This window comes from Calditrichota bacterium (assembly GCA_020637445.1).
Classification (GTDB): Bacteria; Electryoneota; RPQS01; order RPQS01; family RPQS01; genus JABWCQ01.
In genome coordinates this window covers 162,130-175,887 of record JACJVZ010000003.1, presented here as the reverse complement: position 1 = coordinate 175,887, position 13,758 = coordinate 162,130, and the positions used below count along the sequence as shown (strand labels likewise).

Here is a 13,758-nt window from a genome sequence, read left to right as displayed (position 1 = left end):
GAGAAAGCCATGAAATACATCCTCCTATTCTTGCTGATTGCGTCGCAAGTGGGCGCGCAATACCGGCAGCTCTCCGGTGCAAGCGGCTCCGTCGCCGGCAAAGCAAGTTCCCCGACTCACGCGACCACGGCTCTCGTCGGACAACCCGTCGTTAATGATGCGGCAGGCGGCGAATTCGGAACTCGCGGCGGCATTGCGTCGATCTTCGAGGAAATTTACGTGTCACTGGACGCTGATGCTGCCGACGGTGCGATTCCCAGTGATTTTTCGTTCTCGCAAAACTTTCCCAATCCCTTCAATCCGTCGACGACCTTTGAGTTCGCGTTGCCTAAACTTTCGCGGGCGACTCTCGTCGTGTACGATGAATTGGGTCGCGAAGCGGGACGAGTCTTCGACCGGGAATTCGCGGCCGGAAACTATACCGTGCAGTTCGTCGCGCCCCCGGCTTTGGCCAGCGGAGTTTACTTCGCGGTCTTTCAAGCCGAAGATTATAGACAAGTCAAGAAAATTGTCTTGCTGAAGTAGTGTTTCTGCAAACACAAAAAAGAGGGCAGCCGTTATGGCTGCCCTCTTTGGTTTCGCTAAGGTAGTCTCTAAAGTCTCTTCACCACGATCATCGTTGAGTCGTCTTCCATCGGTACGCGGCCGCAGAAGCGTTCGACGTCCCGCTCAATCTCGTCGATGATATGAGATACACTTTCGTGCCGCAAGCACAATGCCGTTTCCTTGATTCGGTCTTCACCGTACTCTTCCTCGTCGTCGTTCATGGCTTCGCTCACGCCGTCGGTATACAAAACCAGCAATTCGTTTTGCTTGAACTCAACCGCTCCTTCGCCGTATTCCATGTTGGGAATTGCTCCCAATATCAAGCCCGTCGGCTCTAACTCCTCAATCGAGCCGTCCGTGCGTACCAACAGAGGAGGATTGTGCCCTGCATTTACGAAGTACAGCATCGAGCTTACAGGATCGAACAAAACGGCCACGAACGTGATATACTGTTCCGGCGGAGTATTGCGAAAAATTAGATTGTTCACCTGCGCGACCGCGCGTGTCAAAGGGACACCGACTTCCATTGCCGTGCGCAACGATGCCTGTAAATTCGCCATCAGGAGCGCCGCGCCTGCCCCCTTGCCCGACACGTCCGCGATCGCAATCAGCGATTGTCCGTCCGGCAAATTCATGACGTCGAAGTAGTCGCCCGCGACTTCCAACGAAAAACGGTTGTGTGTCGCGATTTCAAGCCCCTTGGTCTCGGGCAAAACTTGCGGCAAAAATCCTTCTTGAATTCGCCGTGCCATTTGCATCTGCTCTTCAAGACGGCGCTTTTCGACGTTTTCCTCAAGCAGCCGCATATTTTCGCTCGCCATCGCCACTTGCGGTGCGATCGTCGACAGCACACTGACTTCCTCGGGAATATAGTCTTCTTCTTCGGTCTTATACCCAAAGGCCAAAAATCCCGCCATTCGCTGCTGGGTAATCAACGGCAAAATCAGTGCAACGTTGTTCAACGACAGCCACTGATACTCGTCTTCGGAAAGTTTTGTCTTTCCGCTGGCAACCAACTCGTCGACGAACACGGCCCGCCGCTCGTGGTGAAGCCGCGAAACAAAATCACTGGTCGGAGTAAACGGAGTCAATTCGTGGTCGCGCAGTGCAAACGTCCCGCCGTTCTCTCCGGCAAGCACCGGATACACCGTTGCCACGTTCAAACTCTGCCGTAAATGTTCTGAAATCTGGCTCCAAAATTGACGGCAATCCCCAAGCGACGTCGACGACTCAAGAGCTGACTGGAGCCTTGTGCGGAGCTGCTGGCGTTCAGGATAAAACCGGCCTTCGAGGAACTTGTTCATTCTGCTCGATATTCTTCCGATTCCGAACGCGAACAACACCAACAACAGTGCGCCAATAGCTGAGTTTCCCGTCAACAGATTGCGTACGAACAAATACGCTCCGCCGAAAAGAACCAAAAACGCCACCGAGCTCGTCAGCAAATAACGTGTCCCGCGTTTGAGTTTGCCCTGTACTTCCAGCAGCCTGTAGCGGCCGAACGCGTACGCGTAGGAGATCGGAGTCAAAAGCAGCATCGTAAATCCGAGCGTAATCGCTCCGTACGTACGCATCTGACTCCCCACGAACCACTCGCGGAACACGTTGAGCAATATCAGCAAGATCAAAAACGATCCCAGACCGAGCGCCGTGCCCCATAGCACGAGCCTAAGCTGCCGTTTTTCCACGCGGTCTTTCGAACGGCCAAACCTTCTCCCGAGGATTACAAACCCCAACGCACCGCCAATGAAAATCGGAATGACACTGAAGTTCGCGACCGTATTGGCAAGATCAGGTGTGATCCAGTTGAGAAGCGACAACACTGCAATCACTATCGATACAAGCCACGGAAAATAGATCACCGGATAAATCCACTTGGCATTGCGCTTCACGAAATCGAGAACCGTAGGGAAGACTAACTGCAAATGCAGCCAGAAAACCAAAGTCCCAAGCGCGAGCATTCCTAGTCCTTGCCGAACCTGCTCCAAACCCGGGATCTTTATGGTCACGTAGAACGTGTTCATGATGTTCACGCCCGAGATCATCGTCGTCGTCATCCCAAAACAGAACCACGCGAACACGCGCACCGGCATCGAGTTCGGTTGAGCAAAGAACGCCCACAAGCCGACTCCGATAAAACCGAATGCAATCAGAAATCTCAAAACGTCGATGAAAACGAGCAGCGCTACATTGCGTGACTGTTCCGGCTGCGCTTGAAGAGTGTACTCGTGTACACCTTGTTCACCGTTTACCGTAATCGGTATCGTCGTGTCAGGAGGCAGCGGCCTGGCAAACACTTCCCGCCAAAAAGTCTGCGTCAGAGGAATTCCGCCCACGTGCGTCAGCGTATCACCCTTCACGGGATAAAGGCCTGACGGAAAATCCCGAGGATCAACACTCGTAAATACCCGTACCGTGTCTCCTGCGTCCGTGGTCTCCGTGTTGAATTCGGATTGAACGACTCCCGACTTCAAAAATGTATGGAAACCCGAATACTCACGAAGTAAGGTGGCACCTAATACCAGAAGCAGGAACAGCCCCGCGAGGCCTGCCGCCATTCTGGCGAAGACCACGATCGGCCGGACCCGTTCGGCAGGCTTGTCTATGGACACAGTTTCCAACATATCTCCAAAATAATCAAAGCGACCCCGAGAATCAATTCCGCCTCTTGCATTTGGCGCGGATTCTGTTAGTTTTTCCAGTAACAAAATCCCAATTGTTGATTGTGGGTCCCGGGGATCTGCAATCACGCAAACGGCTCGTTCTCCCTTTCGGACGAGCCGTTTCTTTTTGCTGACCCTGCTAACCCTGCTTCACTATACTTACTACACCTAAATCTTTCCAAAACCTCAACTTAATGTGTGACTTTTCGTGTGACTTTGTTGGAATTCTCACACCTCCCGGCTATCTTAAACACGATTATAGCGTACGCCGATTAGGAGGCGAATTCCCCTCTGGAGAATGACCATGAAGAGACTATTACTTATAGCTTTACTGACCCTTTCCTTGTCCGCCGCGAGTTTTGCACTCCCGCTGGCCTCTTTTTCCGCCGTCGGGCAATCCCGGCAGGTCCGCATCCAATGGGAGCTGACCTCGCCCGAGCCGGTTGCACAATTCGTCCTGACTCGCAATGGCCTTTCTGCCATGCGAATCCCCGCCGAATTCGGGCAGTTGAACTACGAATGGGTGGATAGCGAAGTCCAAAATGACCGTCCTTACGCGTATGGTCTTGTCGCTGTCATGAACGATGGGACGCGCGAACAGCTTGGCACGGTCTCGGCTACTCCTGCCTATGATGCGGCCATAGTTAGAGAATTCAAACTTAACCAAAACTTCCCCAACCCATTTAACCCCGAAACAACCATTGAAGTTGAATTGGCGGAAGACGGTATGGCGGAACTGACGGTGTTTGATGTATTGGGCCAGGAAGTCGCAAAGCCGCTGGCCGGAAACCTTGCCCATGGCCGCTACAGTGTCTTGTTCAATGGCCGCGACCTGCCATCCGGTGTGTATTTCTACCAATTGCGCGCCGGGAATTTCGTAGATCAGAAGAAGATGGTGTTGTTGAAATAGGTTGTATTTCATGTGTTAGTAAACAGGGGAGAACCTGATGAAGAAGTTCGTTGCAGTTTTGTGTTTGTGTCTGTTCGCGGTGAGTGCCTTCGCCGCAAGAAGTCCGCAGGAAATCAAATCAGACATGAGATCGGTTTCTCAGGAAATCGCCGTTGCGCGCTCCTCAGGATCCGATCTTTCTGCTTTGAAACATGAGTTAATCGCGCTGAGAAAAGAGCTGCGCGCGCTGGCACCGAGACATTCCGTGCGTTCACTCGATCAGGGAGGTGATTCGTGCGACGAAGCGACGGTCATCTCGACGGCGCCGTACGAAGACAATGGTGCTATTGATGAAGAGGTCCACAACACCTATGACTACGGTGGAGACTGCGGCGATGACGGCGATGACGTCGTGTATGAGTTAGTGATCGGCCAAGACGGCCTTCCCGCGGGACCGTACTCCATTTCAGCCTGCGGCTCCGATTTTGACACAGTGATTGAACTTTGGGATAGCTGTCCCGATGCGGATGGATCCGCGTTGGTTGCTTGCAATGACGATGCGGACGTGCCGTGCAATGACAATAACGACGGTTATTCAAGTTGCATCTCCGGAATATACTTGGAAGACGGCACCTACTTCATCATTCTTTTCGGCTATGGCTTTGACCAGGGTGACTATATTCTGTCGTTCAACCCCGGCTCGAATTGCGGCGACAATGGGTGTTTGGAAACTGCTGCGAATAGCTATCCTTGCAACGCACAACCGGTCGTTTTGTCCGGTGGTTCCGCCTATGAATTCGGCATCTCGTATGAAGGCGCCCTAAGCGCGCCGTATGATTATTGCGGGACTTATCCCGGTGCCTGCGGATTGTGGTATTCTGTCGTCGGCACTGGCAACTTGATGCGCGCGCATACGTGTGACGCTGAAACTGACTATGACACCAAGATCAATGTCTATACGGGATCATGCGACGCGTTAGTTTGCGTTGACGGCAACGATGATTGGGATCCTGATAACAACTTTACTTGCGATCAAAACCTATCTTCTAAGGTCGATTGGTGCTCGGAAGCAGGCGTCACCTACTACATCTTTGTCAACGGCTTTGAAGGCGAAACCGGCAACTTCGGTCTGACCGTCGAAGATATTGGCACTCCCTGCGCTCCGCCTTGTGTTGAGCAGGACTACTACTTCTCGCTCGACCAAGTTCCTTTCTGCGAATGTCTGTCGATTTGCGAAAATCAAATTCAGAAGATTTTCGTCGGACCCGCGGGTCCCAATGACCGTCCGGTTGCCTACTGGCATGAAGGATGTCAAGTCGTTCGCGAGATTCCGCCGTCAGGCTGCGATACCGAATGCGTTCCCGCCTACCCGGTCCTGTATATGGATTGGATTTATCTCCCGGATCGCGAACTCTGGTGCATGGATCTCTATTCACAGGCCGGCGGCTGCTACTGCTTCTGCATCGACCGCATCTTGCCCGTCGAGCTCAATAGCTTCACGGCGGTGGCCGGTGATGGTGAAGTGGCATTGTCTTGGGAAACCGGCTCAGAGTCGAACCTCGACCGCTTCGAGATCACCCGTGACGGCGAGTTGCTTGCGCAACTCAATGCCGCCAATTCGTCCACGGGTTCCACCTATTCGTGGACTGATGAATCGGTGCGAAATGGTGTCGTCTATTCCTACACGCTGTCCGTCGTGAACCTCGACGGTTCGCGCGAAGAGCTGCAGACGCAGTCCGTGACTCCGCGAGTCGGTGCATCCACCGCGACCAATTTCGCTCTGAATCAGAACTACCCGAACCCGTTCAACCCCGAAACGAACATCTCGTTTAGCTTGCCCGTGGCCAGCAATATCGAGTTGAGCGTCGTCAATGCGGTCGGCCAAGAAGTCGCCGTGCTTGCGCAGGGTGCCTATTCCGCGGGTAACCACACGGTGAAGTTCAACGGTCAAAATCTGGCCAGCGGTATCTACTTCTACACCTTAAAGGCTGGAAACTTCACGGCTCAGCACAAGATGCTGCTCCTGAAGTAACCATAGCTTTTGTGCAATTCGAACGGGGCGGACTTTTGTCCGCCCCGTTTTCTATTGCATTCATGATCCAAAGTCCGTATTATCCAACCATGAAGTTCGCTTGGATTGCCGTCGCGGCGGTGCTGCTTGTCGCGGCCTGCTCGAAAGAAAAGAAACCTGCCGCCGAGGGCGTCTTCGAGCGCCTCGATTTCGCCGTGGATTCTTCCCTGCTGGGAGATGACGTTACGGTAGGCGGTGTGCATCTCCATGCCCCGGCTGACTGGCTGCCTGTCGACACCTCAGTCATGCGCAAACTTGTCGACGTTGCCGAACGGGATACAACCGTCATGCAGCTCTATCCCGAGCAAGCCTTCAAGCCTGAAGACGGCGGACCGATGCTACTTGTCAGCATTTTCCCCAAGACCGTTCATCTCGGAACAGGTTTCATTCCGTGGGCGGGGGAAGTTGCCAAATCCTACCGCGAGGCTCGTCCTGATGTCGTCGTGCAAGAGCAGTGGATGAGTCTGTCCGGCGTCGAAGCGCTCCAGCTCTATGCCCAAAGCGGACAGCTTGTTCACGTCAAGATTCTTTTGAATGCGGATCAGCCGGTGAGTCTGGATTACACGGTTCCCGCTCCGATTTGGCCGAATCAGGTTCGAGCAGTCGAATCGTCCCTTGGTTCACTGCGCAAAGTATATCCCTAATTCCCTCCATCTCAAAGAAGGCAGGCAAGCAAATGAAGAAATTCATGAAGGTCGCGACCATCGCCATCATGTGCGCGGCACTCTCCGGCTGCTACACGCTCAACCATCAGGTTGGTGACGGAGCAAACGGCGCGAATTCGGTCAAGAAGAAACAATGGTACATCCTGTGGGGTCTTGTTCCTCTGAACAATGTAGACTCCAAAGCCATGGCCGGAGGCGCGGAAAACTATACCATCCAAAGCCAGCAAGCCATCGACGACATTATCATCGGTTTGTTCACTGGCTGGGTGACCATCTATCCGCAGACTGTCAAGGTGACGAAGTAAGCAGTCATGTTCTGCCAATCAAAAAAGCCCACTCAATTGAGTGGGCTTTTTTCAAATCGAGATTATGCAAACGCGACTACTTCTCGGCTTCCTTGTCGTAGTTTGCCCAGTTGTAAACCAATCCGACGCTCAGAGCTTGCTTTAAGCGGCCGCCAAGGTCGATTTCCTTGTCGTACAACAGCTGCCAGGCAAGTCCGACGTTGATGATCGAGGACACCTTCACGCGGAAAATGTTGTCCCAATTAATATCTGCGGTTTTCCAATAGTCATTTACGGCTTCGTCCGATTTGGAGTTGAACAGAGCTTGGAACACCGTCAGCTTCGAATCGAAACTGTACTTGCTCGCCGCGTTGCCCAACAATAGGTCCGTCACCCACTCGACGCCGCCGTCCACCGTCGTTTCAGACAGCGTTGCGGGCGTGGCACTCAGAGTATCCGCCGGATCGTCGAAACGCGTAAAGCGTTCGCGCAACCCGAGACCCAAACGTGTCGTCAACAAAGTCTTATCCGGGACTTCGACGATCGTGCGCGCAAGACCCGACGATTCCGTCAGCTCCATCGGATTCACGTAGCGTGACGTGTAAGGGCTCGACGCGTCAAGGAACTGCGATTCCAACGTGAACGCGAAATACGGATCGGCAAACCAACCCTTCGTCAAGCGCAATATCGCGTCATAACGAATTTTGTCTTCCGATTTCGTCGGCGACTGCCAGTCCTTTGTTTCCTTGTCCTGAATGTGCGTCTGACCAAACGAAAGTTTCAAGTCGTGCTGGTTGTACCAGTTCCGCGAAAGCTGACGTTTCGCCGATGCATTGTAAAATGCAATCCAGTTGATGGATCCGGCTTCACCGCCGGTCCAATTGTCCGAGTACGAAGACTGCGTCGTCAAAATACCCGTCGAAATTTCGGACTTCCACGGCCCCGGTTCAGGTTGTTCCCCGGCAAAAACAGCAAATGCGCAGATCAGCAACGAAAGTGTAACAAGCGAAAATTTTTTCATGTCGTTCATTGTCTGGATTACTTCTTCAATAAGTCACGAATCTCTTCAAGCAATACTTCCGACTTCGGAGGAGCTGGCGGAGCGGCGGGAGCGGCTTCTTCTTTCTTGCGCGCGGCGTTCATGCCTTTCACCAGCATGAAAATCGCAAAAGCCGTAATCAAAAACGTGATGATGGCATTAAACCAATCACCCCATGCCATAATGACTGCACCGGCTTCCTGCGCTGCTTTGAGCGACCCGTACGGTCCCGGAGTGCTCCCTGCTTTCAGCACCGTGAAGATGTTCGAAAAGTCCACGCCGCCCAGCATCAGTCCAATCGGCGGCATGATGATTCCATCCACGAGTTTCTTGACAATGGGTCCAAATGCGGCGCCCATGATGATACCGACGGCCATGTCAATCACATTGCCGCGCATCGCGAACTCTTTGAATTCCTTAAACATACGTTGTTCCTTTTAAGTTTCTGGGAAGCACGTCCAATATATAGTTTTACATATAATTAAGCAACTCTCTACCTTTCACTCCAAATTAAACATGGCTATGTTGACTCTCCGAAATGTCCGCCGTACCTTAAAGAGTGATCTTTGAAAAGCAGTACAATCTGATGGGTGCCTTGACGAAACCTTAATCTTAAGCAGGTGCTTTATGCGTTCCTTTATTTATGCCCTCACCCTTGTCGGATTTTTTATTTCAAACAGCTTTGCGGTCAACCAACAGCTCCTCGTCCAAACGCGTGACCGCGCCTTGACCGGAATGGAAGAGATTCCTACCCATGCCCTCAATGACGGTGGTACCATATCCACAAGACGACCCAATCGTTCTTTGGATACCGTCGGCGAGCTGTTCGAAGCCGGAACAACGTGGTACGAATATCAACACAACGGGACAGTCGGCCGAATGGTTCAAGTCGACGACATGGGATTTGTCCATGTTGTGTGGATGAATGCGACTGACATGAACTGGGCCGTGCGTCATGTCTACTACAATGTTTGGGATCCCGGAACGCAGGAATATTTGTGGCCAAACGGAGTCGAAGTGGATGCATCTTCGCGCGCGGGTTACACGACACAAGCCGTTAATGGCGATGGATGGGCGTTTCCGGTTTTCCACTCATTTCCGCCGGGCGGAACGAACATCAACACCACGGCAGCTTTTGACTTCGGTCCCCGCATCGGCGCGTTCACATCGAGCTTGCCCAGTTTCCCCAGCGTCGCGCAGGTTATCTGGCCAAAGTCTGCCTTGAGTGGCAACGGAGATTTGCATATCGTCAGCACATCCGACCTTGACCAAAACGAATATTTCTACAGCCGAGGCACGCCGGACTGGGAAGGTTTCGGCGAAATCACGTGGCACAACTTCGGCGGATCGCAAGGTTTGCTCATTGGAACCGGTGAAGTAATCGCGTGCGATATCGCGGCGTCTATGACTTCAAACCGTGTAGCAATCGTTTGGAATCGAGATCGAACCGGCGACGCTGGTGTCGTAAATCTGAACAACGACGTCATGTTGTCTATTTCCGAAGACGGCGGCTTGACGTGGGCCGAAGCAATCGACGTAACCCAATGGGCCTACCCCGATTTTGAATGTGCGTCGCAAGACACGCTGACATGCAACAAGGACACGCTTCGTGCTTACGCTTGTACGTCAATCCTATTTGACGAATTCGACATAATCCATCTTGCCTTCACGACGACCGAAGTCTTTGAATTCGCCTTGCCCGGCGGCACTGGTCCGAGCGCGTATATTAACAAGTCCGCAATCTGGCACTGGAGCGAAGAATTTGAAGAGTATTCGCCGATCGCACATGCGTTCTATTTCAATACCATCAACGGAGAATATGCCCGTGAAGGAGAATGGCAGCGCTGCGTGCAGCGTCCAAGCCTTGCGGTAGACTCCGTGACAGGCGATATGTATTGCAGCTTCATGCACTACGACTCCACGCAATGGTCTCTTGAAGGTTGGATGATGGCGGATGCGTGGGTTACCAAATCTGAAAACCGCGGACGAGTGTGGAAACAGGCGATTAACGTCACTGAAACAAACGGCGGACAGAACGCGCCGGTAGGCGAGAGCCTAAGCGAACGCGATATCTGTCTTGCTCCCAACGTTACCTATAGCGGCGGCGCGGGATATTTGCACATGCAGTACGTCTTGGACACGGATGCCGGAGGTTCGGCGCAAGAAGAAGGTTCGGTTACGGATTGTCCCGTCTACTATCAACGCATTCCTGTCTCCTCGCTCGCATTCGCCGATGACCTCGATCCCTTGTGGCCGACTATGCACGTGGATTCCACCGGCATGCCCGGTCGTGTTTATCCGCTTGAATATAACTGTCATGCTCCGGACAGTTTGACGATTATCTTTGATGACTTGGCGCAGCAATTAGTTCTCCGTTGGACAAGACCGGACCAAAGCTGCCGGTGCTCGAGAGTGTGGTACTCGGATTACCTGAATCCCGTGTTCCCCGAAGAATATACGATCTTCGCCGAAACGTCGGAAGATTCGTTCGCAATCGATCCGGTCATGGTCAGCCCGCTCAGAACATTGGTTGTCGACAACGTCCGTTGTCCATAACGCGCACCATGCTACAAATCAAAAGGCCGCTGTGTTTACAGCGGCCTTTTTTCATGGTTCCTTTATTCGTCTACATTCCGGTTTGCACCTGCTCGGCCAACCAGATGATCGTGTCAATCAAATCTCGTTCGTGCCCCTGACCGTGCAAAAGCGCGTGAACGTAACCGTCCGCGCCGATCACGTACACGCATGGTCTCGTCGGTTGGTTCATCCGGAAATCGACCGCGTCCGCGCTGCGGAGAAACTGCACGTTCCATTCGTCGCCGAAGCGGTCCGTCTCTTTGACGTATTCACTCGCGTCCGCCGAATCGCCGCCCACGTGAATCGCATACACCGGCCACTTGATGCGGTTTTCGTTCATGGCCTGATTGATCTCCGCAATCGACTTGTTGACGCAAATCTCCGAGCCGTATGACCAATAAACCAGCAATGACACGTGTCCGTGAAGCTCTTCGGGTGAAACTTTTTCGTTCGGAGAACCGATTGTCGCAAGCTCTACGTCGAGCTGTTGTTCCGGTACGACCCCGTTGATCAAGGTGAAATACGCTTGCGAATCCCGCTGCTGCAAATACAAATCAAGCAGCCTCGTCCGCGTCGCTTCGCTCGCAGGATCACAAATCAGGGCTGATTCGTAGGCTTCGCGCGCCGATTTCAAATCTAATTGTTCGTCGTAAAACAGCCCCAGAAATTGGTACCCTTCCGGCCGGGTCGGACTAAGCAAAATCGATTTCTCGATTCGCTCACGCACGACAGCCGGGTCTGGCGACTCGCTGTGCCATTCCGTCGCCATGGACACCAGCCACAGCCAACTGTTCTTCGGCTCCCGTTTTATCCATGCCTGAACGTCTTCTTCCGGCAATTGAAAGTCCGTTGACCGTGCATACAAGTAAAAACTCGCGGAGTTGTTCAGACGTTCGTAGCGCGCGCGAAAAAAACCTCGGCTGTCAGGCAGTAGATTCGAGATCGCGCGTTGAACTTCTTTCCCCGCCGGAACGTCATCCGGAAACTGATCCAAAAGCGCGATACCGCGCGCAACACATTCCGCCGAATCCAAACTCGGCAGTCCCGATGCTTCTACGGTCAGTTCACCCACGGATCGAGTCACCTGAGCGGGCCCGATCGCAAACGCGATATTCATCATCAACAAAATGACCAGCACATACATGAGGCAACCTCTTGGTCAGGTCGGCTAACTTCGTTTCTTGGCCTGAATGATCAGCCAGTCAAGCAGGTCGATCGTTTCGTCCGTATGACCAATCAAAACCGCCACCGGTCGTGCGTGATCATCCAAGACATAATATGAAGGATAGGCGGCGACGTTCAATCTCTTGTTCAAGGAGTCGTTCCCAAAAACAAAATCCAATGTCCAAGCCCGGCCCTTTACGTCGTTCGAATCCATCAGAGCCAGAGCGCGATCGCTCTCGCCTTCGGCGTGTATCGCGTAAAACGGAAAAGGAAGTTTATGTTCTGCATTCAATGCGTTCATGTCCGGCAGCGACCGCTGCACACATCCGCTTCACCAATATGTAAACATCTCTACCACACTGTACTGCCCTGTCAAATCCGCGGCAGTTACTTTGTGCGAGCTGTTGTGCATCTTCAGGTCAATATCAAGCGGAGGCTCTTTGGTCAGCATCTCGTTTGACAGCTTGAAATAGTTGTCCGCGTCGCGCTTCTGAGCATAAATTCCCATCATCCCCATCTTGGGAAACTTGTCGTCCGGCTTCACCACCGTTTCACCTTGATAGAGCCGCAGTGCGTTGTCCCAATCCTTGGCTTCTTCATAAGCCTGCGCGCCGTAGCCCCAACCTTCCGGCCGCGACGGGTCCTTCGCGATCGCCTGCTCCAAGTAGTCCGTCACCACACTTAAGTCAGGCTTGTCCTTACTCCACTCGGCCACTGCAAAAAGATAGTAACCCCAAAAATTCTGGGGATCATCTTTCATGATCTGTTCGGCCTGAGCCTTCATGATCTCCGGGTCGCCGCTCTTGCGCGCGTACAAATAGCGGTTCGCTGAGCTCGGTTTCGCGTTCATCCGCTCCATCCAGAACTCAAGAGTCAAGTCCGACTTCCGGTTGAGGATATTCTGCACACTTCGCAGCAGCGGAATGTCATCGGGATAGTTGTCCAAAAACTCACGAGAAATCTTGACTTGCTCTTCATCCGCAATCGTATCCGGAATGGCTTCCCATGCCAATTCACCCGCGGACTTCACTTGCGGTTGCGGTACCGGAGCCGCCGCCCATACGGCACTCACGACCAATAAGAAAACCAGAAGCCGTACTTTCATTGTGTCTCCTAATTTATGGTTCGCATCAATATATGGACTTCTGGAAGCAATAGAAAGCAAATCTATACAATGGTTCAATTCGCACCCTCTCCGCCAAATGCCCAAAGCAATTGGTGTATCTCGGCAACCGTGCGGGCCAAAATTCTGATGCTGATCTGAAGAGAACTCACTCTCGATCCCACAATATCAATAAAAACAATCATTTTAGGATTCTCAAATCACACTTACTATACTTGGCATATTCGTTGCCCTTCCTCAACATGCCTGAGCGGCGCTCAGCGGGCAAGAAGATGTACGATGACAACCGCAATCTTCTTCCGCGTTCTTTCACTTTGCTCCGTGGTCTCCTCGAGTGGCGGACCCTCGGGTCCGCCGCTTGAAGGAGTTTTGATAGAGTCAGTCATTGCCTGAGGCAGAAAGACTCCCTTATGACGATCATTGCCAGACGCTACCTTATCTTTCTGTTGGTTTAGATGGCTTCCATCGCACGCTGCATGTGCACCCTGTTTCTCCCGCCGGACCTTGAGCAAGTCCGGCGGGAGATTCACTCTAATGGGGCACACCAATTTAGGAGCAAAGTCCATTGATCATTTCTCGCGGCGGCACCCGTTGCGGGTGCCCCGAAAGCCTTGTCCAACTTTAGGTTTAGCCTTAGGGTTAGTATATCGTCTAAGTACATGTTTCGATCAATTGGGCCACACGGCAAAGTCAGCCGCGCGAGATGAACAAGGCAAATCAACCACGCACAAATCGAA

Annotated in this window: 12 protein-coding genes; 6 read left to right on the top strand and 6 right to left on the bottom strand. The window is 52.7% G+C overall.

The genetic code is table 11. The features are described from left to right. Nucleotides 1-9 precede the first annotated feature (9 nt). A complete protein-coding gene (locus H6507_11635; protein ID MCB9369751.1) occupies nt 10-525 on the top strand; it encodes a T9SS type A sorting domain-containing protein in 516 nt (171 codons plus the stop codon). A 68-nt stretch (nt 526-593) separates the two neighbouring features. Here H6507_11635 and H6507_11630 read toward each other — a convergent pair whose 3' ends face one another. After that, on the bottom strand, nt 594-3,158 hold the full coding sequence (locus H6507_11630) for a SpoIIE family protein phosphatase (protein ID MCB9369750.1): 2,565 nt from the start codon (nt 3,156-3,158) through the stop codon (nt 594-596). Nucleotides 3,159-3,513: 355 nt separating this feature from the next. Between H6507_11630 and H6507_11625 the strand changes: the two genes are divergently transcribed. The 4 genes from H6507_11625 (at nt 3,514) to H6507_11610 (ending at nt 7,139) form a co-directional block, all read left to right on the top strand. After that, nucleotides 3,514-4,119, top strand: a complete 606-nt coding sequence (locus H6507_11625; protein ID MCB9369749.1) for a T9SS type A sorting domain-containing protein — start codon at nt 3,514-3,516, stop codon at nt 4,117-4,119. Nucleotides 4,120-4,156: 37 nt separating this feature from the next. Then, a complete protein-coding gene (locus H6507_11620) occupies nt 4,157-6,130 on the top strand; it encodes a T9SS type A sorting domain-containing protein (GenBank protein MCB9369748.1) in 1,974 nt (657 codons plus the stop codon). A gap of 89 nt (nt 6,131-6,219) precedes the next feature. Beyond that, a complete protein-coding gene (locus tag H6507_11615) occupies nt 6,220-6,813 on the top strand; it encodes a hypothetical protein (GenBank protein ID MCB9369747.1) in 594 nt (197 codons plus the stop codon). Between the two features lie 32 nt (nt 6,814-6,845). Then, nucleotides 6,846-7,139 carry a hypothetical protein gene (locus H6507_11610; protein MCB9369746.1) on the top strand — a complete coding sequence of 98 codons (294 nt, stop codon included), beginning with the start codon at nt 6,846-6,848 and terminating at the stop codon, nt 7,137-7,139. 76 nt (nt 7,140-7,215) lie between these two features. Here H6507_11610 and H6507_11605 read toward each other — a convergent pair whose 3' ends face one another. Beyond that, complete coding sequence (locus H6507_11605) at nt 7,216-8,139, bottom strand: DUF3078 domain-containing protein (protein MCB9369745.1); 924 nt, start codon at nt 8,137-8,139, stop codon at nt 7,216-7,218. Between the two features lie 17 nt (nt 8,140-8,156). Then, nucleotides 8,157-8,582, bottom strand: coding sequence for a large conductance mechanosensitive channel protein MscL (mscL, locus tag H6507_11600; GenBank protein MCB9369744.1), 426 nt, complete (start codon nt 8,580-8,582; stop codon nt 8,157-8,159). A gap of 202 nt (nt 8,583-8,784) precedes the next feature. On the opposite strand from mscL, the gene H6507_11595 reads away from it, so the two are divergent. After that, the gene (locus tag H6507_11595; GenBank protein MCB9369743.1) at nt 8,785-10,713 is read left to right on the top strand and encodes a hypothetical protein; all 1,929 of its coding nucleotides are present in this window, start codon (nt 8,785-8,787) and stop codon (nt 10,711-10,713) included. A 70-nt stretch (nt 10,714-10,783) separates the two neighbouring features. On the opposite strand, the gene H6507_11590 is transcribed toward H6507_11595, so the two are convergent. The 3 genes from H6507_11590 to H6507_11580 are packed head-to-tail and all read right to left on the bottom strand — an operon-like array spanning nt 10,784 to nt 13,003. Continuing rightward, nucleotides 10,784-11,878, bottom strand: a complete 1,095-nt coding sequence (locus tag H6507_11590) for a hypothetical protein (protein MCB9369742.1) — start codon at nt 11,876-11,878, stop codon at nt 10,784-10,786. Between the two features lie 24 nt (nt 11,879-11,902). Next, entirely contained in the window at nt 11,903-12,199 is a 297-nt protein-coding gene (locus H6507_11585) for a hypothetical protein (protein MCB9369741.1), read from the bottom strand. A 30-nt stretch (nt 12,200-12,229) separates the two neighbouring features. Beyond that, a complete protein-coding gene (locus H6507_11580; GenBank protein MCB9369740.1) occupies nt 12,230-13,003 on the bottom strand; it encodes a hypothetical protein in 774 nt (257 codons plus the stop codon). Nucleotides 13,004-13,758 lie beyond the last annotated feature (755 nt).